The organism is Actinacidiphila yanglinensis (genome assembly GCF_900107965.1).
In the GTDB taxonomy this organism is placed as follows: domain Bacteria; phylum Actinomycetota; class Actinomycetes; order Streptomycetales; family Streptomycetaceae; genus Actinacidiphila; species Actinacidiphila yanglinensis.
The window spans coordinates 56,641-75,291 of sequence record NZ_FNVU01000031.1 but is presented as its reverse complement, the minus strand read 5'-3'; the positions used below and the strand labels follow the sequence as shown (position 1 = coordinate 75,291).

Here is an 18,651-nt window from a genome sequence, read left to right as displayed (position 1 = left end):
TCCCTAGAGGCATCGGCGCTGGCGGGGGTATTTTCAGCCGCACACGAAAGGAGCTCCAGTGACCCTCTTCACCGGCGACGATGACCTCCCGTCAGAACAGGAAACCACGGTGACGCGGGATGCGATGTCGCTTCAGACCGCGTGGCTGCGCAGCTTCCTCGCGGTCGCCGACCGGGGGGGATTCGGTACCGCGACGCACACCCTGCACCTGTCGCAGTCACGGGTGAGCGCGCACATAGCGGCGCTGGAACACGCTCTCGGTGTATCACTCTTCGACCGCAAGGCCCGCCCGATCCGCACCACCCCGGCCGGCGAGCTCTTCTACGGGCACGCCCAGGCGGCGCTGCAGGAGTTGCAGCGTGCTGTGGACGCCGCCCGCAGCACGCAGGACCAGTTCGTCGCGCACCTTACCGTCGCCAGTTACCCGTCGGTCAGCTCCACCTACCTGCCGGCGCTCCTGCAGGTACTGAAGTCCGACTACCCCGGGCTCACCGTCGAACTCTGGGAGGGAACGGCGGCCACCTTGGAGGAAGCTGTCGCCACCGGTGTCGTGGACATCGCGTTCCGGCCCACGCTGCCGAAGATGCGCGAACCCACGCTGTGCCACCGGACGATCTGGCGGGAGGACATCGTCGCGGTCATGCGCGACAGCGATCCGCTCGCGACCGAACCGATGATCGGCATCGATGACATCCTGTCCCGGCCGCTGATCGGCAACCCGGCCGGCTCGGAGGAGGAGGGCGGCGGCTTCGACCTGCGGCACATGCTCGGGGAGTGCGAATCGAAGGCGGACATCGCCTACCTCACCGACCACCCCGCCACTCTGATCGCCCTGGTCCGCTCCGCGTTCGGGATCGGCGTCATCAACCAGCTGGCCGTGCAGACCACCCCGATCGACGGGCTCGCGGTCCGCCGGATCAAGTCGCCCACCGCGCACCGCGACGTCGCCCTGTTCTGGACCCGGCGACGTTCCAGCAACGCGGCCGTCTGCGCTTTCCTGCACGCCCAGGAGCACGCACCGCTGCCCGCGGGTGTACGGCCGCTCCACGCCGAGGCGTGAGTCCTCCGCACGATCCCCGATGACCCGCGTCCGCCTGCCCGAATCCGCTCACACAGCCGGCACAGCGGTACCGTCCGGCCGTGGTCCCCGCAGGACCGCGTGGACGAACGCCCGGGTGGCGGCGCCCATCGGAGCTTCGGAACCCACCGCACGGTGAGGTCGGTGACGTCCGTACGCGCGGCCGGCCCGCTGTTGGTCTACCACGGGCGTGTTGACAGTAGGGAGACACAATCGTGCGCGCGCATCAACACGTGTTCGGGGCCGGTAAACAAGGGCCTTCGGTCGGCAACCCACGCCTTCTGAGCGGCGGCCGGTGGGCTGAGCACATCCGCCGTACCAGTGTGCGGGTGCGCTCCAAGCGAGGAAGCAGCGGCTGACGCGCCACGACCCTCAGGTCGCGACCGGCGTGCGTCCTGCCCTCGGGCAGGACGCACGCCGCGGACTTGCCGGGCGCCGTAGGCAGACATTGCCGACCGGCCGGCGCCCGGCGCGACAGTTGCCCGGGGATGCCCCGAGCGGGCGGTCAGATGGTCCAGTCGATCGGGTAGTTGACGATGGGGATGAAGACGACGCCGACCTTGTCGGTTATCGCCCGGGCATCCACGATCATCTCCTTGAGCCGGCTCATCTGCTCTGCGTGCTCCTCGGACTCCCAGACGCTGACGTTGACCATGGAACCTTCGGGTGAGGTGGCCCAGTAGTAGCTGATCAAGCCGGGTAGTTTCTTGACGACCGGAATCAGGAAGCTGCTGATCGCTGCGGTCGCCTCCTGGACTTCCGGGAACCGGGCGGGATCAAAGTTGCCGCGTGAGACGCGGACGACCGCGGCCGCAGGGATCGGGTCGGTGGTCACAGTAAGCCCCCTGGTGGAATTATGTTCTGATACGGTATCAGAATATAATGTTCGCCGAGAGGATGTCTAGTGAGCCCTGTCACAGCGCGGCCTGCGGGGCGGCCGCGAGACCCGGAGTTGGACCGGGCGATCCTGGCAGCAGCCGAGCAGCTGTTGCGCGAGGCCGGCTACGCCGGGATGTCCCTGGAGTCGGTGGCAGCCGCCGCCGGCACGACGGTCCCTGCCGTGCGCCGCAGGTTCCACGGCAAGGCCGGTGTGGCCGTCGCTGTCATCGACTCGCTGCGGATCGAGACCATGCCCGCCGAGTCGGGCCCGCCCCGAAGCCGCGCCCTCGCGCTCCTGCGCAACTTCCGCGCCAACCTGCTGCGCGGCAACTCCATGGCGGTGGTCGGCACGCTGCTGGCCGAAGAGCACCGCCACCCGGAACTGCTCGCCGCCTTCCGCCACCGCCTGGTCGAGCCACGCCGGGCAGCGCTGCGCCAGGTCCTGGCCGAGGGCCTCAGCTCCGGAGAACCGCCGGACTCGGCAGATCCCGACCTCCTCGCCACCATGCTGATCGGTTCGCTCTACGCACGGTATGTCGCCACCTCCGACCTACCCGATGACTGGGCGGAGCGGGCCCTGCAGCAAGTGTGGCCAGACGCCCCGCAGAGCGCAGCCCACTGATCTTGTCCTACCTTCCAAGCGTGGGTCTGAGACGGTCATTCGTAAGATCGTCGGACTCGGGGGTTCCGGGTATGGCTGTGAGCTTGTCGCCGCTTGATGGCTCAAAGAACTTGGCCACCCGGAGCCCCGCGACGACTCGACCGCTAATTGGGATACGCGACTCGATCGCTGTGTAGGACAACGTCGGCGAGGTCGTCTGCTGGGCTTCTGTGTGTGACGACGAGCTGGCGGAGGTGACCGTGCCCGAGATCTGGGGCGGGGTGGACATCGGCAAGGAACATCACCACTGCGTGGTGATCGACGCGCAAGGCGAGCGCCTTCTGTCGCGGCGGATCCTGAACGACGAGTCCGCTCTGCTGGAGCTGATCGGCGACGTCCTCGCGGTCTCCGAGGACGCGTTGCGGGCAGTGGACATCAACCACGGCGGGGCTGCCCTGCTCATCGGCCTGCTGATCAGCCACGGTCAGCCGATGGTCTACCTCACCGGACTTGCCGTTCACCAGGCGTCAGCCGCCTACCGAGGCCAGGGCAAGACGGACGCGAAGGACGCCTTCGTCATCGCCGACCAGGCCCGCATGCGCAAAGACCTCGGCGTGCTGCGGCCCTGCGACGAAATAGCCGTCGACCTCAAGATCCTGGTCAGACGCCGCACTGACCTGGTCAACGACCGCACCCGGCAGGTCAACCGGCTGCGAGGACAGCTTCTGGAGATCTTCCCAGCGCTGGAGCGTTCGTTGAGCCTGACGAACAAGGGACCCCTCCTCTTGCTGACCGGCTACCAGACGCCGGCCGCGATCCGGCGCAGCGGCGCCAGGCGCATCGAGACCTGGCTGAAGAACCGCAAGGTCAAGGGCGCTACCGCCCTGGCTCAGGTGGCCGTGGAGGCGGCTCAGGCTCAGCACACCGCGCTGCCCGGCGAGAAGCTGGCCGCCTCAATGGTGGCCCGTCTCGCCAAGGGGGTGATGGCCCTCGAAGAGGAGATCGCCGAGCTCGACACCTTCATCGAGGCCCGGTTTCACGAACACCCCCATGCCGAGGTGATTCGCAGCCTGCCCGGCGTGGGTGCCCTGCTCGGCGCGGAGTTCGTCGCCGCCACAGGAGGCGATCTGGAAGTCTTCGGGACTGCCGACCGGCTGGCCGCGTTTGCCGGTCTCTCCCCGGTCCCGCGTGACTCCGGCCGCGTCAGCGGCAACATGCGCCGGCCCCGCCGTTACCACCGCGGCCTCCTGCGGGCCTTCTACCTCTCCTCCATGGCCAGCCTGCGCTCGTGTCCAGCGTCACGGGCGTACTACGACCGCAAGCGCGCTGAGGGAAAGGGACACAAGCAGGCACTGCTGTCCCTGGCACGGCGGGGAGCCAACGTTCAGTGGGCCATGATCCGCGACGGAGCGTGGTACCAAGCCGCACCCCCAGTCACCCTTGCCGCTTGACATCCTCATTGGGAAGTTCTTTATCAACGATGGTAGAAGTTCCCGTTGCTGTGTGGTGGTGTTCAGCGACGTGCATCCAGGTATGCGTCGTGCTCGGCGTAGTGGATGACTGCCTGGCATTTCTCCGGTGGCTGGGCCGGCTCCGTGCCGCTAGCCGCAATACCGGTAACTTAGGTGCAATCTGGTCGTTGTTGGTGATGTGCCAAGAGCGGGTCAGCTGAAGTCATCTGGTGAGCGTCTGTCGGACCGGGTTGCGGTCGGGGTGCTGACGCAGGCGTTTCCTGCAGGGCTTGTGGACGAGGTGTTGGCGGAGACGGGCCGGGTCCAGCAGCGGAACCGGCTGCTGCCGGCCCGGCTGGTGGTCTACTTCGTCTTGGCGATGTGCCTGTTCTCGGGGCAGAGCTACGAAGAGGTCGCCCGCCTGCTGACCGCCGGTTTGCAGGGTGCGCGGCGATGGCGTGGGGCGTGGGCGGTGCCAAGTACGGCGGCGATTTGGAAAGCCAGGTCACGGTTGGGGGTGGCGCCGTTGCGGCAGTTGTTCGCGCGGGTGTGTCGGCCGGTTGCCGCATCGGATACTGAGGGTGCTTTCTACCGCGGCTGGCGGCTGACTGCGATCGACGGCACTACATTCGACCTGCCTGACACGAAGGCGAACGTGGAGGCGTTCGGTCGTCCGCCGCGTTCCGGGCGGGGCGAACAGAACGTCGGTTACCCGCAGATCCGCATGGTCGGCCTGGTGGAGTGCGGTACCCACGCTGTCTTCGACGCTGCGATCGGCCCTCTGCGGACCGGAGAGCAGGCCCTGGCCCGGACGGTCCTGCTGTCCTTGCAGCCGGGGATGATGCTGATGGCCGACCGCGGCTTCTACGGCGTGGACCTGTGGTGCAAGGCCGCGGCGACCGGGGCCGACCTGCTGTGGAGAGTCCGAAAAGACCTCGTACTGCCCGTCGTTGAAGAGTTGCCGGATGGCTCCTACCTCACGGAGATCTTCGACCGTGGCGATATCCACCACACCCGTCGCGGGGTCCCAGCACGCGCGGTGGAATACGCCATCGCCGGCCACGAGGGCGTCTACCGGCTTCTCACCACAATCCTCGACCCGGACGTGGCCCCAGCCGCCGAACTGGCCGAACTCTACGCACAGCGATGGGAGTTCGAGTCGACCCTCGACGAGATCAAGACCCACCTCGGCGGTTCCCACTTGGTGCTGCGTTCACAGCACCCCGACGGAGCCGAGCAGGAACTCTACGGGTTCCTGCTCGTCCACCACGCCATCCGGCATCTGATGCACCAGGCCGCACGGCAAGCCGATCAAGATCCCGACCGGATCTCCTTCATCCGATCACTGCGCGTCGTGCGCCGCCAGGTCACCGACCAGGCGGCGTTTTCCCCCCGGCAAACTCGCCCGCGCGGTCAAATCCACCCACGCTGAACTTCTCGAACGCCTCCTGCCGCCACGACGCAGCCGGGCCAACCCCCGTGTCATCAAACGCAAAGTTGCCGGTTGGCCCCTCAAACGCGCAGCCCACCATGGTGCAGAACACCCGCCCGCCCCGGCCATCACCATCGTCAAAGCCACCAAACCAAAACGGGTCAAGCGGATAAAAACGCCCTAAGTTACCGGTATTGAGGCTAGGGGGTGAGGACGATTTTGCCGTGGGTGTGGCGGCGCTCGAGTTCGGTGTATGCCTCGCGGACTTGTGCCAGCGGGTAGACGTTCGCGATCGGCACCTCGAGGTGGCCGTCGGTAATCAGGCCGGCCAGCGCGGCGAGGATCTCGGCCCCGGGCCCCGCCTCCGCTCCCCCGTCCGTCCTCACCCCGTGCTTCGCAGCGGCCGCGTAGTCGACGATCGTGTCGATCCGCTTGGGTACGACGCCGAGCTCGAGGGCCAGCTCGACGTACCCGTTGCCGTGGGTGTCGATGAAGGCATCCACGCCGCCCGGCGCGGCCGCCCTGATCCGGTCCGCGACGCCGTCGCCGTATGCGATCGGGATCACGCCGTGACTCTTCAGCCACTCCTGATTGCTCTGACTGGCCAGGCCGACGACCGTGGCGCCGGTTCTCCGCGCGAGCTGGACGGCGAGCGAGCCGACACCCCCGGCCGCTCCGGAGACGACGACGGTCTCACCCTCCTTGGGCTGGACGGCGCGCACCATCCCCCACGCAGTCACGCCGACGACGTACAGGCCGCCGGCCACCTCCCACGAGACGGCAGCCGGTTTGTGCGTCAGGTCGCCGGCCTCGACCAGGACCAGCTCGGCCTGCGAAGCCCTCCTGTTCGAGAACCCGATCACCTCGTCGCCCGGTGAGAACCCGCGGACCCCCGCGCCGACCTCCTCGACGACTCCGGCGAGGTCGCTGCCCTGCCCGGACGGAAACGTCGACGGGAACATCTGCGCCACCGCCCCCGTGCGGATGGCCGCCTCGCTGGGGTTGATGCCGGCCGCTCTCACCCGCACGAGAACCTGGCCGTCCCCGGGCTCAGGGCGCTTCACCTCATCAACCCGCAGAACGTCGATCCCGCCGAACCCGTCGTACCTGACAGCCTTTGGCATGATCGACCGATCTCCCTTCGGTTGGAACGCCAATAACCGCGCCGCGCGGGCTCGGTGGCCGCTGGTTCCTGATGGGTTCCCGCTGAGTGCCACTGCTATCAAGATTGCCGCCGAACAGGTGAGGAGGTATCACCTGCTCCCGGTGATTCGCGTGCCCGAAAGCTGCGGAACCGGGACCTGCGGACAGTCGTGCATACGCTGGCTGTGGCGGAAGCCGGACAAGTACCCACTGGGGCATGCCAACGACGGCGGGAGCAAAAATGAGCGACGAACAGGACTGGAACATGAAGAACATCGCGGAATTCCGAGCGAATGAGGGCAAGGTCGGCGGCGCCTTCGAAGGCGCCCCGATCGTCCTGTTGCATCACGTCGGCCGCATGAGCGGGCGAGAGCACGTCACCCCAGTGATGTACCTCCCGCATGAGACCGAGCCCGGCATCGTCTATGTCTTCGCCACCAGGGGTGGAGAACCCACCAACCCTGACTGGTACTACAACCTGGTCACCGCTGGTGACGGAAGTATCGAACGTGGAACCGCGTCATACCGAGTGACCGTCCGCGAGCTGCCGGGCGCCGAGCGCGACCGGATTTACGCCGAGCAGGCACGGCGTTACCCAGGCTTCGCTGAGTACGAACGCAAGACCGCGGGAATCCGCACCATCCCGGTTCTCGAACTCAGCCGCGCGTAGTTCATCGGCCGCCATCCACGGCCACAAGAAGGAAATTGCAATTCGCGACCATTCCTGACGGCCGAACGATCAGTGGCACCGACCTTTCCGTAGTGTGAGTGAACTGATGGATATGCCCCCGGTTGTGTCCCTGGAAGTGGTGTGCCTGGAGGACTGCAGGCGCGGGGAAGCAGCCCAGGCCGCCTACCACGAGTTCCGCAAAGTGCTGCAGCGTGTGGCTGTCCGTCCCGCGGACACCCTGGAACTCGACGACGATCTCGCCGAGGAGCAGCATGGTGACTCACGACACCGAGGACGCCGCCGCCAGCGTGCCGGCACCAGACGACCATGAGGAGAAGTCGTTCGCGGTCGTGAGTCCGCAGGTCACCTGGAGGTCCTCACCGCCCGCACCCTGGCGGAAGTACGCGCGGTGGCCGGTGAACCTGGCGGCTTGGCCGAGCACATGCGAATCGACGCCATCGATCGGTGTCGTCGTCCCCGTGTTCATCGATCACGGCACGCACCCGGTCAACGCCGTGGCTGCCGCGATGCTCGCCCTCCTGGGCGCTGGGCCGGACGGCGCCAACGGCCATGTGGCCTTCTACCAAACCGACGGGCGCAACAGATCCGTGGCCATGAGCGATGACGTCCGCGACCTCATCCAAACAGCATTCGACGCCGCGTACGCGCAGGTGACCGTCGACGCCGACTGGCCGCCCGCGAGAATCACATGCAGCGCGCCGGCGGGAGTGTAGGCCAGCAGCGCTGCCGTCCGTCGAAGTTTCGACCCGGCCCGTACCACCACGGGTACGTACCCGTATGCTTCCTCGAACGTGGAGGGAGCACGATCATGGCTGATGCGAACGTCCGTATCCCAGAAGAGGCGCGGGACCGCCTGGCGGCGGTGGCCGCGGCAGAGGGGATGTCGCTGCGGGCCTATCTGGCCCGGCTGGCCGAGGCCGTCCTCACCCCGGAAGAGCGCGCTGCGCAAGCTGAGCAGGCCCGCGCGGTGCTGCAGGAGTGGACGGGATACGCACCCGGCGAGGCGGAGCAAAAGGGCCTGGACGCGGAGTTGGACGCGCGTCTGCGGCAGGCGGCCGCTCGGTGACCGATCCGCACGAGCCCGTGCACGTCATCCTGGACGACACGGCGATGGCAGCAGCGGGCCGGGGCAACCTCCTGGCCTCCCGGCTGATCCACCGGGCGCACGCCGAACCGGGCTGGTACCTGTATGTCACGGCGTGCGCGCTGGTCGAAGCCGACCGCGCCCGCCCGGGGACCGGCGAGCACATCGCGGCCCTGCCCGGTGTCACGGTGCTGGACCTGGATCTGACCGCGGCGCTGTCGGTGGCCCGCCAGGACTCCTGGGCACTGGCCCACACCCTGTACGCCGCGCAGCCCACACCCGAGCGCCCCAGCGGAGCGGTGGTCGCGACCGCCACCCCCGATGCGTGGGCCGGTCATCCCGTGCGGGTGCTGGACCTGACTCCCTGAACCGCCCTCAAGGATGGGTCCTCGCCGGCTCGGCCTCTCCGGCCGGCCGAGGGCAGACGGCGACAGGAGATGGTGCAACCGCTTCATGGTGGCTAATGTGGTGGCATGTCTGTGATGACGCTTCGTATCCCCGATGACCTGGACCCCTCGATCCGTGCCAGCGCGAAGGCGGCCGGCATCAGCCTGAACGCCTACATCGTGCGCGCTGCGCGCCGCCAGGCCGTGCTGGATGCCGCGCAGAAGCTTGCCGCGCTGGGTCTGGGCGATGACCTGGCGGGCGAGGGCGACGCTCTGTGAGGCGTGGAGAGATCTGGGCTCTCGCCGACGGCCGCAACGTCTTGGTGGTCTCCCTCGACGGCCTGGAGACCACGTACGGAGCGGTGGTCACGATCGTGCTGCACCCCTCGGGCCGGTATCCCGACACGGCAATGTCCGTGGTGATCGTCGATCCGCTGCCGTGCACAGCGGTCGCGGTCAACCTTCAGCAACTGCGCGTCGGCCGCTTCGAGGACGCCACATGCCTCGGCCCGGTCGATTCCGCCGTCATGGACCGCGTCGACCAGGCGCTGCGCGCGGTCCTCGATCTTTGAACAGCGCGGCCGCAGACCAGGCACCGCGCGGCCATCGTGGCCGGCGCGGAAGCAAGTTGCGCTACAGCGGGCGTGCGGTGCGTGCGCGCCGCGTGGTGACCAGGGTTCGCCAGCGGGTCCGTGCGGTCTGTTCGCCGTCCAGCCACCGGGCCTGAGAGGCGGGCTGGTCGGGCAGCGGCAGGTCGGCCATGAAGTGGGCGATGTCGGTGTAGTAGGCGTAGTCGCCGTCGGCGGTCAGCTGGTGCAGCCGGCTGGTGGTGGCCTGCAGGCCGGGGGAGTTGCCGGTGGCGGCGTGGTGGGAGCACACGGCGAGTTCCAGGGTGGCCTCGATGGTGGCCAGGCCGGCGTCGGTGAGGTCGGCGCGCAGGGTGTCGGCGCGCTGTGGGAGGTCGCTGGTGGTGCCGGCGTCGCGCATCAGGGCGGCGATGCGGGTGGTGAAGGTGGTCGCGCGCGGTGGAGGCCGGCCAGGAGCTGGTGGGCGGGTTCGAGTTCGTCGTCGGCCTGGCCGGGGTCGGTGAAGGCGGTCACGAAGGCCAGTTGCGCCTGCGCGGTGGCCGCTTCGCCGGCGACGCCGTGGTCTTCGGCGTCGGTGCGCGCGTTCCGGTAGGCGGCCGCGGCGCGGGTCATGTCGCCGTGGACCCACCACAGGTCTCCCGTGACGCGGTGGTGCCGGCCTTCCCAGCCCAGGGTGGCGGCGGCCTGCAGCGCGGTGGGGAAGTCGCCGGCCAGGCGGGCCAGGCGGGCCAGGCGGGTAAGGCCGCGGCGTGCGGCAGGTGCGCGGCCGCCGCCGGCGACGACGCGGGCCATGTTGGTGCGGGAGCCGGCGGTGCGTCCGAGGTCGCGCTGGGCTTTCGCAAGGTGGTACAGGGCCAGGTCGTTCAGCTCAGGTGGGAGCAGGCCGGTGGCGATGACGGCGGTGAGCCGGGCGACGGTCTGCTCGCGGTGCTCGTGCTGGCGGCGGGCGAGCGCGCTGAGGAGTTCGACCAGGGCGTCGGCCGTGGTCGCCGGCGCCGACGGATCACCGCCGGCCGCAGGGTCGGGGGCTGGCGCGAGGGGCTCCCAGATCGAGTCGTCGACTTGCTCACCTGGAGAGTGCTTCTTTCCGTGCAGCCAACAGGACCCTAGACAAGTCCCATCGTTGCAGGTCAGGAGTACTCTCCGCCTATTTGATCAAGGCATGGACGAGCACGCTCATAAAAGCGCGAGGTTAGTGACCGTGGGCGGGTGGGGCGGTACCGCCTATGCCGGCGGCCGGCGGCTCGGGGGCGATCGGGCGGGCGGAGACGACGGAGGTGTTCGTCGGCGTGGGCCAGGCGCGTGGCGATGCCGGTGACCGTGCCGGGGGCTTCTTCGAAGTCTGAGGCGGGACGGGGGGAGGTTCGGTGCTGGCGGTAAGCGCCTGCTGGCCAGCGGCCTGGAGGAACTGGGTCAGGGCTGGCGGGAGGCCGTGGACGTCATCGACGACCTGATCGGTGAGGTTGGCTGCGGAGTCGTAGGTCTCGGCGCCCATCGCCTCGGTTGGTGCGCGCAGTTGGTCGCTGAGCCGGTACCCGCTGTGGGGGTCGTCGACCGGGACGGCATGCCTGGTATTGAGCTGCGGGTCGAGGTCGACGCGATACCCTGCGAGGGTGAGCATCTGTGCCGCGTGCGTGGCCTGCTCGTTCTCTCGGCCGCGGCGCTGATCCCATTGCAGGTGGTGGTTGCGGGAGTGGGCCTCGCCCGTTGCGGCTCACAGCCATCACCCGATCGGTGGTCACATCGAAGAAGCTCAGTCACGTCGTCTTTGAGCTCGGGTCGCAACGCGACAGGTTGGCTGCCACAGGCAACCCGCCGATTGCGATTCGCTCGTCAAACGCGGCCTGCCGACTTCGGCGGCACGTCTTCGCACTGCTCACTTGGCAGGCGCGAAAGCCCCAGGCAGGCGGCCAGCGGGTACCGCGTGCTGTAGTCAGCGTCTCGGTCTCCGCTGTTCGCGCCAGCGAGCGCACCAACCAGGTGGACGCCTCCACGCTGTGGACAATCCGATGAGGCTGGACGGCCCGTATCGTCGGCGGCATGACGTCCGACATCTCAGGAGACAACAACGCAATCGACGGCCTCGGTGAGCCACTCATCCCCTTGCGGGAACCGAACCCGGAAGCCCTCCGGGCGGCTGTCGAGGTGATCGCACCGCACCTGCTCCCAGCCCTCACCGCCCATCTCTTCCAAGCAGCCACCAGCGCCCAGCAGATCCAGAGCCTCGACCCGCTGCGGGCCTTCGTACACTCCTGGGCTGTCTTCGTCGCGATCAACCGGCGTCCGGAGCGTGCCGCACGATTCCGCGAGCTCGAGCAGATCGTGGACACATCCGCGAACGGCACCCTGGCCGCGATCGAGGAGATCAACGCCATCCGAGAGTCCGCAGAATCAGAAGCCGGTCTGTGAGGAGGGCCGTTGGGGAGTTACCCCCACCTGTGATCGTGCCCGCGGCAGGTCCCGCGAGTTTGATGGTGGTACCCGGTCTGGCCAGTAAGGGCGGCCGGCCCCCCGTGCCGGTGAATGGTGGGCGTCCTGGCGTAACGCCTGGTGGGCATCGGGTAGTCGGCTCAGGTGCAATCGCTGTTGAAGTCCTGCTGGAGTTCGAGTCGACACCGATGGTGTTGCCGGCTTGGCGCAGGGCCTGGTCGCGGCACCGGCGTAGTGGGCTTCCTCGCAGTCGGTGCGCACCAGTACCAGGGTGTCCACGTCCTGGCGGGGCACCTGCTGGAAGGCGTGGACGAGCAGGGCGGGCGGCGCTCGCCCGCGGTCCGTCGATCTGGTCGAGGACCACGCTGTTGTCCTCGGGGCGCGGGTCGAGTCGGACATCGGTGGGTGCGTAGGTCATGGGCCTCCGGGTATCCAAGGGGGTCAGTGGTGACGGGCCGGCCCGATGGGGCGGCTGTGTCGGCGGTGGCCTTCTGGTCAGTGGGCTGCGGGGCTGGCTGGGGCGGTGCCGGGTGTGCTGGCTGTTCATCGGTGAAGGCGGGCCGGACAGTGTCGAGGCCGTCGGCGAGGATACGCATATGGGTCGTGGCGTCGCGCAGCCGTTCCCATGCGGGGTTGTGGCTTTGGACGCGAGAACGGACAGTACTTCGACATCAGTTTGGGAGGCATTAGCCTCGGGCTTTCCTGACACGGGGGTGTCCGACGGTTGGTCAGGTAAGCGAAAAGTGCCTCTGACCAGCAAGAATGAGGATTTTCGAGGTCCTTGTTCCTGCCACCGTCGGAGGCACTTCTCAGGTGAAGAAGCGTATCGGGTCGTACCCGCGTGTCCGCGTCGAGGGCGGCGGACGGGCGGTGGTGTCCCAGGCCGGGGCCGTACTGCTGGTCGAGACGGTTTGCAAGGCCGGGCTCGACCGGGCGATATCGACGGCGCTTGCGCCGTGGCGGCGTCCGAGGGCGGTGCACGATCCGGGGAAAGTCCTGTTGGATGTGGCTCTCGCGGTCGCGTTGGGCGGGGACTGCCTGGCGGATGTCGGGATGTTGCGGGCCGAGCCGGCCGTGTTCGGGCCGGTGGCCTCCGACCCGACGGTCTCCCGCCTCATCGACACCCTTGCCGCAGCAGGGCCGAAGACACTTCACGCGATACGGGCCGCGCGGGCCGAAGCCCGCGAGTGTGTCTGGAGCATGGCCAAGACCGCGGCTCCGGATGCCGGCGGGCAGGTGATCGTGGACCTGGACGGGGTGCTCGTGCTGGCCCACTCCGAGAAGCAGGACGCCACCGCGACCTGGAAGAAGACCTTCGGACACCATCCCCTGATGGCCTTCGTCGACCACGGCAGCGGCGGAAGCGGTGAACCGGTGGCCGGCCTGGTGCGGCCCGGCAACGCGGGCAGCAACACCGCCGCTGACCACATCACCACAGGCCGGCTCGCCCTGGCCCAGTTGCCGAAGAAGTACCGGCGGGGACGCCGCACGCTGATGCGCACCGACTCCGCAGGCGGCACCCACGAGTTCACCGCCTGGCTCGCCCGGCAGGGAAGGTGGCTGTCGTACTCGGTCGGCATGACCATCACCGACGCCGTCCACGAGGCCGCCCTCAAAGTCCCGCCCGCCGCGTGGACACCCGCGATCAAGTCGGGCGGTGAGATTCGCGCCGGCGCCTGGGTCGCCGAACTCGACGGCGACGTCCTCAAGGGCTGGCCGAAGGGGATGCGACTGATCGTCCGCAAGGAACGCACGCACCCTGGAACCCAGTTGCGGTTCACCGATGCCGACGGCCTCCGGCTCACCGCGTTCGCCACGAACACGTCCGGCGTCCCGATCGCCGCGCTTGAACTGCGGCATCGCCAGCGAGCCCGCGCCGAAGACCGCATCCAAAACGCCCGCGCCACCGGCCTGCGCAACCTGCCCGTGCACGACACCGCGCAGAACCAGATCTGGCTGGAGATCGTCCAACTCGCTCTCGACCTGCTGGCCTGGATGCCGATGCTCGCCCTGACCGGCAAAACCCGCAGGTGGGAGCCCCGCAAACTCCGGCTCCGCCTCTTCTCCGCCGCCGCCCAACTCGTCACGACCGCCCGCAGGCGGCACCTGAGATTCGCATCCCACTGGCCCTGGACCGGCGTGATCACCGACGCCCTGGCACGACTCGAAGCCCTCCCGAACCCCGCTGACCAATACCTTCCCGTCCCTACGAGCGGCACCACCCCGACCGGAACCACGTGGAACCCGGCGCCCACCCGACGCGACAGCCGGGCCCTCGACCTGCCGACTATCAGGCACAAAACGCGAAATAGCCCACCGACTTCGTCGGCAGACCGTCACGAAAGTCATCCGGACCTCTGGCAACGACACCCTGGAGCCGGGAAAATCGGGGTGGGCGGCCGCCCGGCTGACGTCGTTCGATCTTGGTGCCGATTCGAGCCTGTACGAAAGTCTGGCGCTGAGGACCTGGCGCAGCACCCCGAAGTGTTGCCACGAGCACGCAGAGCAGATTCTTCCCTCCTGCCGGTTCCCCGCCGGGCGGTCGTCCGCTGCGGAGCGAGGCACAACGCGGGAAGGAGACGGGCATGGATATGGTCCGCGAACGCTGCGCAGGGATCGATATCGGCAAGGCCGACTGCAAAGTGTGTATCCGCGTTCCGGGGCGGAACGGGCGCCGGCACACCGAGATCCGAACGTTCACTACGATGACCGAGGGATTGCTGGCCCTGCGCGCGTGGCTGGTGTCCGAAGGGATCACTCTGGTCGGGATGGAGGCGACCGGCTCCTACTGGAAGCCCGTGTACTACATCCTTGAAGAGCACATAGAGACCTGGCTGCTCAACGCCCAGCACATGCGCAACGTCCCGGGTCGCAAGACGGACGTGAGGGACTGCCAGTGGATCTGCCAGCTCATCGAACACGGCTTGGTCCGCCCCTCGTTCGTGCCGCCCAAGCCGATCCGGCAGCTGCGTGACCTCACTCGCTATCGCACCGAGGTCACCCGGGAACGCACCCGGGAAATCCAGCGTCTGGAGAAGCTGCTAGAGGACCCCGGAATCAAGCTATCCAGCGTCGTCTCCGACCTCGGCGGCAAGTCGGCCCGCACGGTGGTCGAGGCGCTGATCGCCGGCGAACGAGGCCCACACACGCTGGCCCAACTCGGCGTCGGCGCCCTCAAGGACAAGGAGTCCCAGCTGGCCCAGGCGCTGACCGGATTGCGGTCAGCGAAGGATCTGAACTGCGTAGAGCGCGCCGATTCCGGTGGCGAGGGTGCCGAGCAGGAGCCGGAGGGCTGTCTCGGGCAGATGCGGCTGGAGGCGTGCGCCGAGGTATCCGCCCAGGAGGCCACCGGCCCCGCAGGACACGCCCAGCAGCCAGTCAGGGGCGACGTCGCCGGTGGCCGTGAGGGAGAGCAGCGCGTAGGTGGCCGCGCCGACGCTAGAGGTCACGAAGGTGGAGGCGAGGGCCGCGGGTGCGACGGTGCCGACCGGTACGCCGCGGCCGACGAGGATCGGGCCGAGCAGGGAGCCGCCGCCGATTCTCGTGAACGTCGACCCCGCCCCGATCCAACCGCCTCCCGAAACGGTGAACAACTGCCGTCCAAAATCGCAAACAAAGCCAGGGTTGGGTAGTTGACGCTACTGAACTTGAATGTGTGATGTCGGTCAGTGACCCGTGATCAGACCGGTGGCGGTCAGGCAGCCGTCTACCAGGTCTGGGCGGTACTGGATCCGTTTGAGCCCGCGCTTGACGGCGCGGGTGCATGTAGTCGGGGTCGCGCAGCAGTTCGGCACTGAGCACGGTGGTCATCGCGGCAAGGAACTCCACCGGCAGGTCACCGCCGAGGGTCGCCTTCCACCGTGCGGGCCGGTCGGGGTGGGTTCGGGCGCTGAGGAACAGGTGCGGCGCATCAGGGTTGCCGGGGCGGTCGGCGTGCACGGTCACCAGTCCACAGGGACTGGGCGCAGTCGTGGTCAGGGCCGTGGCCTGCCGCGTCCATGCCGCGGTCCGGGCCAGGTGGACCAGGTGGGCATGGTGGTCCTCGACGGAACTGGCGGCCAGGTAACGCGGAGTGATGCTCAAAGCGGCGTCGTTCACCGGCGGGCTCCGCCAGCGGTCGGTGTGGTCGCGGGCCTGGGCACACCGGCAAAGAGGGAGACCGGGGTGAGGTATTCCGGCGCGGGGTGCTGGCCCACTAGGGCGTTCCACGCGGCGTAGTAGGCGGCAGAAGCCGGGAGCTGACCCGGTGCGCGGTCTTGGCAGGGTGGGAGGTGACGGCGATGCCGTGCGGGGTCTGCGGCACCTCGCGGTTGCTGATGTCGATGCCCAGTGGGGTCAGGGCGCCGACGAAGAACTGGCTGGGTCGGGCTGGGCGGTTGATGACCAGGAGTTGGGTGAAGTCACCTGCGGTCAGTAGCGCTCCGCGGGTGAGGTGGTAGGTGAAGACCACGTGGTCCATGGCGGCGTGGTCCCACAGGAAGTCCGTCACCTGCCGGCGTTCGGCCTGGTCGGACCAGTCGAGGTCTGAGCTGATCCATTCGCCGGGAAGCCGGGTGGCGAGCGCGGTCGCGAAACGGGACAAGCGGTCGGCAGGCGGGGCTGGCGATCCTTCGGGCGATGTGGTGGGTGGGGTGTTGGGGGTGGCCGAGGTGGTTCTCCTGTCGTACGGCGCGAGGTGTGGGTCAGCGTCGGGGGCCTGCGTGCGGGCCGGATACCGGTTCTGCGGGCGTCGGCGGGATTCGGGGCGCCGGTCGTGGACTGCGGCGAAGTGTCGCGGTGGCCTTGCCGAGGTGGTCGCGGGCCTGGGTGTAGAAGTCGGCGGCGATGATCCGGGAGGTGGCCTCCTCGGCGCGCAGGTGGCTGTGCTCGACGCCGGAGGCCGCCGCCGTGCGGTAGCCGTGCGCTACATGTGCCAGTGCTCGGGTCAGGGCGTGCAGGGTGTCGGCCATCGGAAGCATCGCGTCGGTGAGTTGTTCGATGGCCTCCCGTTCCGCAACAGGAACGGGTTCCCCGGTGGAGGGGGTGGTGGCGATGCAGGCCGTTGCGCGCTCGGAGCGCTGGTTCAGCCACGCTTCGGTCTGCGCGAGTTCGGAAAGGCCATGCACGCCGCTGGCGAACCGGTGCGCGTGTCCGATCCGCCCACTGCCTTGTTTGCCGCCAGCAACCGCGACACCCGACATGCTCGGCCTGCTACTCGCCCTGGTCTCCTCTGCCTCCGGCGAGATCGGTACCAGGTCCGCCGGCTTCTTCTTAAGCATCGCGTAACCCGACAACGCCGGGCTCCCGGAGCGTGTAGTCGTCGCCATGACGCTCGCGCACTACGGGTAGTTGTTGGACCGCGCGCGGCTCGGGAGGTCGTGACAGTCGTGACGGGCTGCGAGAAAGGGTGTCGGCCGGGGGCGGGTCGTGTCCGTTCCGGGCCGGGGGCGAGGGTGGTGACCGGGGGATCGGTGTGGGGGTCAGGTGAGGGTGATCCGGATTCCGATGCTTCCGTCGTTCCCGTGCCGCAGTCGGCTGCCGAGGACGGTGAGTCTGCCGGTCAGGCTGTATTTGCGGCGCACCAGGTCGCGATAGCGCTGGGTCTGCGTGGCGTCGAGGAGTTCGGCCTGGCCCGGGACCTGTTCACCTGAGAGGTTGCCGCGGATGTCGCACTCACCGACCAGGACGTCTGCCCGGTTGCGGATCCGCTTGACCTTGCCTGAGCCAGTGGCCGTCCAGATGCCGAGTGCGTCCCCGTCGCGGACCACCCACACCGGTGTTGCCACTTCCCTTCCGTCCCGCCGGAAGGTGGTGACCAGGAGGTATTTTCCCGATGCCAGTCGCTGGAGGGCCGCTGGATGGGTGTGTTCGGAAGTCATGTCGTTCACCGTGGTCCTATAGCCGTTTTCTGTTGGGGGGATCATCTCTCGATCGTCTCCGCCATGCGCTGGGTGAGCCAGCCGGCGTCGACGAGCGACCCGTCCCAGATCGAGCTGAGCCGGGTGATCTTTCCGTCGGCGTTGAGCTGGAGTGCGCTGGCGCCGCGCGGGATGGGGCTGGAGCTGTTCGTCCACTCGTATGCGCCGCCCGCGCTGCCCCCGACGACGTGGCGCACGCGTGCTCGCTGTCCGTAGGGGAGGTTGCTCACCGCTTGTTTGAGGTAGGCCGCGATGGATTTTGGGCCGGCCACGGCGGTGTGGAGTGTCAGATCCTCCAGGACGCCGTTGGCGTCGAAGAGCGTTGCCATGCGCTGATGGTCGCCGGCGGCCGCGCTCCGGGACAGTGCGGCGACCGTGCGCTTCAGCGGTGACGACGCGTTCTCCCCGGGCAGGGTCCACCCGAAGTCGCTCGGGAACTGGGCGGGGGGCGAGCGAAACGCGCTCAGCTCCGAGATTCCGAAGTGCCGGCCGTCCCAGTAGTCGATCCAGCGGACGAACTTGCCTTCGCGGATGTCGACGACGGAGATCCCGCGGATCTCCTGCCCGAACTCCTGCGGGCTGTTGGTGAAGAACAGTGCGGCGCCGGTCTCGCTTCCCAGGAGGTCCGTCTGGTACGAGTGCGCGTCCGGGCCCCAGTTCGGCATGTAGTTCTCGAACACACCCTTCAGGGTGGCCCAGTCGGGGAAGCTGAATCCGGCGGTGGCGTCCCAGTAGGTCATGTCGCTCCGGCTGAAGAACGCCATGGTGCGGTCGACGTCGGCCGCGCTCTTCGCCGTCAGGAAGGAGCTGAAGAGGCGCCGGATACCGGCCGGGGCCTCGGCACTGATGCCGGGGGCTGCCTCGGCGGACCCCGGGAGCATCCACGTGCCGGCGAGCGCGGCACTTCCGGCGGCGACAGCGGTGAGTGCTGATCTTCTGGAGAGGAACCTCGCGTTGTCGTTCTTCATGGTCTCCACCCTTCGACCGGGACG

General features: G+C 68.3%; 20 protein-coding genes and 5 pseudogenes. 13 read left to right on the top strand and 12 right to left on the bottom strand.

Annotation, left to right across the window (positions count from 1 at the left end):
- Positions 1-124 precede the first annotated feature (124 nt).
- Positions 125-1,060 carry a LysR family transcriptional regulator gene (locus C4U44_RS39215; RefSeq protein ID WP_146088459.1) on the top strand — a complete coding sequence of 312 codons (936 nt, stop codon included), beginning with the start codon at positions 125-127 and terminating at the stop codon, positions 1,058-1,060.
- A gap of 523 nt (positions 1,061-1,583) precedes the next feature.
- On the opposite strand, the gene C4U44_RS39210 is transcribed toward C4U44_RS39215, so the two are convergent.
- Positions 1,584-1,913, bottom strand: a complete 330-nt coding sequence (locus C4U44_RS39210; protein ID WP_103890900.1) for an antibiotic biosynthesis monooxygenase family protein — start codon at positions 1,911-1,913, stop codon at positions 1,584-1,586.
- Positions 1,914-1,982: 69 nt separating this feature from the next.
- On the opposite strand from C4U44_RS39210, the gene C4U44_RS39205 reads away from it, so the two are divergent.
- The 3 genes from C4U44_RS39205 to C4U44_RS39195 all read left to right on the top strand — a co-directional run bounded on the left by C4U44_RS39205 (position 1,983) and on the right by C4U44_RS39195 (position 5,441).
- Positions 1,983-2,579 (top strand): TetR/AcrR family transcriptional regulator, encoded by a 597-nt coding sequence (locus C4U44_RS39205; protein WP_103890899.1) that lies wholly within the window; start codon positions 1,983-1,985, stop codon positions 2,577-2,579.
- Between the two features lie 239 nt (positions 2,580-2,818).
- Positions 2,819-4,009: an IS110 family RNA-guided transposase gene (locus C4U44_RS39200; RefSeq protein WP_103890920.1), complete on the top strand. Its 1,191-nt coding sequence runs from the start codon at positions 2,819-2,821 to the stop codon at positions 4,007-4,009.
- Between the two features lie 199 nt (positions 4,010-4,208).
- Complete coding sequence (locus C4U44_RS39195; RefSeq protein WP_103890898.1) at positions 4,209-5,441, top strand: IS4 family transposase; 1,233 nt, start codon at positions 4,209-4,211, stop codon at positions 5,439-5,441.
- Between the two features lie 200 nt (positions 5,442-5,641).
- On the opposite strand, the gene C4U44_RS39190 is transcribed toward C4U44_RS39195, so the two are convergent.
- Positions 5,642-6,565, bottom strand: coding sequence for an NADP-dependent oxidoreductase (locus tag C4U44_RS39190; protein ID WP_103890897.1), 924 nt, complete (start codon positions 6,563-6,565; stop codon positions 5,642-5,644).
- Between the two features lie 260 nt (positions 6,566-6,825).
- Here C4U44_RS39190 and C4U44_RS39185 point away from each other — a divergent pair, with 260 nt between their 5' ends.
- The 6 genes from C4U44_RS39185 (at position 6,826) to C4U44_RS39155 (ending at position 9,317) form a co-directional block, all read left to right on the top strand.
- On the top strand, positions 6,826-7,254 hold the full coding sequence (locus tag C4U44_RS39185) for a nitroreductase family deazaflavin-dependent oxidoreductase (protein WP_103890896.1): 429 nt from the start codon (positions 6,826-6,828) through the stop codon (positions 7,252-7,254).
- A gap of 272 nt (positions 7,255-7,526) precedes the next feature.
- The gene (locus C4U44_RS39175) at positions 7,527-7,988 is read left to right on the top strand and encodes a hypothetical protein (RefSeq protein ID WP_103890894.1); all 462 of its coding nucleotides are present in this window, start codon (positions 7,527-7,529) and stop codon (positions 7,986-7,988) included.
- Between the two features lie 95 nt (positions 7,989-8,083).
- Positions 8,084-8,341 (top strand): hypothetical protein, encoded by a 258-nt coding sequence (locus C4U44_RS39170; RefSeq protein ID WP_103890893.1) that lies wholly within the window; start codon positions 8,084-8,086, stop codon positions 8,339-8,341.
- A 44-nt stretch (positions 8,342-8,385) separates the two neighbouring features.
- On the top strand, positions 8,386-8,727 hold the full coding sequence (locus C4U44_RS39165; protein WP_200823561.1) for a PIN domain-containing protein: 342 nt from the start codon (positions 8,386-8,388) through the stop codon (positions 8,725-8,727).
- Between the two features lie 105 nt (positions 8,728-8,832).
- Positions 8,833-9,024, top strand: a complete 192-nt coding sequence (locus tag C4U44_RS39160; protein WP_235032679.1) for a toxin-antitoxin system HicB family antitoxin — start codon at positions 8,833-8,835, stop codon at positions 9,022-9,024.
- Positions 9,021-9,317 carry a hypothetical protein gene (locus C4U44_RS39155; protein ID WP_103890892.1) on the top strand — a complete coding sequence of 99 codons (297 nt, stop codon included), beginning with the start codon at positions 9,021-9,023 and terminating at the stop codon, positions 9,315-9,317. The genes C4U44_RS39160 and C4U44_RS39155 overlap by 4 nt, the downstream gene beginning before the upstream one ends.
- A 61-nt stretch (positions 9,318-9,378) precedes the next feature.
- Here the strand turns inward: C4U44_RS39155 and C4U44_RS39150 are convergent, their stop codons facing one another.
- The 3 genes from C4U44_RS39150 to C4U44_RS39135 all read right to left on the bottom strand — a co-directional run bounded on the left by C4U44_RS39150 (position 9,379) and on the right by C4U44_RS39135 (position 10,953).
- Complete coding sequence (locus C4U44_RS39150; protein WP_103890891.1) at positions 9,379-9,732, bottom strand: hypothetical protein; 354 nt, start codon at positions 9,730-9,732, stop codon at positions 9,379-9,381.
- A complete protein-coding gene (locus C4U44_RS39145; protein WP_103890890.1) occupies positions 9,732-10,124 on the bottom strand; it encodes a hypothetical protein in 393 nt (130 codons plus the stop codon). The genes C4U44_RS39150 and C4U44_RS39145 overlap by 1 nt, the downstream gene beginning before the upstream one ends.
- A gap of 400 nt (positions 10,125-10,524) precedes the next feature.
- Positions 10,525-10,953: a hypothetical protein gene (locus C4U44_RS39135; RefSeq protein WP_103890888.1), complete on the bottom strand. Its 429-nt coding sequence runs from the start codon at positions 10,951-10,953 to the stop codon at positions 10,525-10,527.
- Between the two features lie 419 nt (positions 10,954-11,372).
- Here C4U44_RS39135 and C4U44_RS39130 point away from each other — a divergent pair, with 419 nt between their 5' ends.
- From C4U44_RS39130 to C4U44_RS39120, 3 genes and pseudogenes are all read left to right on the top strand, one after another.
- Positions 11,373-11,741 (top strand): hypothetical protein, encoded by a 369-nt coding sequence (locus tag C4U44_RS39130; RefSeq protein ID WP_103890887.1) that lies wholly within the window; start codon positions 11,373-11,375, stop codon positions 11,739-11,741.
- Positions 11,742-12,575: 834 nt separating this feature from the next.
- A pseudogene (locus C4U44_RS39125) lies at positions 12,576-13,946 on the top strand (IS1380 family transposase); the annotation flags it as partial.
- Positions 13,947-14,347: 401 nt separating this feature from the next.
- Positions 14,348-14,977, top strand: a pseudogene (locus C4U44_RS39120) (IS110 family RNA-guided transposase); the annotation flags it as partial.
- Positions 14,978-14,983: 6 nt separating this feature from the next.
- On the opposite strand, the pseudogene C4U44_RS39115 reads toward C4U44_RS39120, so the two are convergent.
- From C4U44_RS39115 to C4U44_RS39090, 7 genes and pseudogenes are all read right to left on the bottom strand, one after another.
- Positions 14,984-15,304: pseudogene (locus C4U44_RS39115) on the bottom strand (TSUP family transporter); the annotation flags it as partial.
- Between the two features lie 123 nt (positions 15,305-15,427).
- Positions 15,428-15,523, bottom strand: a pseudogene (locus tag C4U44_RS43810) (TetR/AcrR family transcriptional regulator); the annotation flags it as partial.
- Positions 15,524-15,566: 43 nt separating this feature from the next.
- A pseudogene (locus C4U44_RS43805) lies at positions 15,567-15,860 on the bottom strand (hypothetical protein); the annotation flags it as partial.
- 97 nt (positions 15,861-15,957) lie between these two features.
- Positions 15,958-16,344, bottom strand: a complete 387-nt coding sequence (locus C4U44_RS39105; RefSeq protein ID WP_103890886.1) for a hypothetical protein — start codon at positions 16,342-16,344, stop codon at positions 15,958-15,960.
- 100 nt (positions 16,345-16,444) lie between these two features.
- Positions 16,445-16,942, bottom strand: a complete 498-nt coding sequence (locus tag C4U44_RS39100) for a hypothetical protein (RefSeq protein ID WP_146088458.1) — start codon at positions 16,940-16,942, stop codon at positions 16,445-16,447.
- A 279-nt stretch (positions 16,943-17,221) separates the two neighbouring features.
- Positions 17,222-17,620, bottom strand: a complete 399-nt coding sequence (locus tag C4U44_RS39095) for a PPOX class F420-dependent oxidoreductase (RefSeq protein WP_103890884.1) — start codon at positions 17,618-17,620, stop codon at positions 17,222-17,224.
- A gap of 41 nt (positions 17,621-17,661) precedes the next feature.
- Positions 17,662-18,627 (bottom strand): nuclear transport factor 2-like protein, encoded by a 966-nt coding sequence (locus C4U44_RS39090; protein WP_103890883.1) that lies wholly within the window; start codon positions 18,625-18,627, stop codon positions 17,662-17,664.
- Positions 18,628-18,651: the final 24 nt, after the last annotated feature.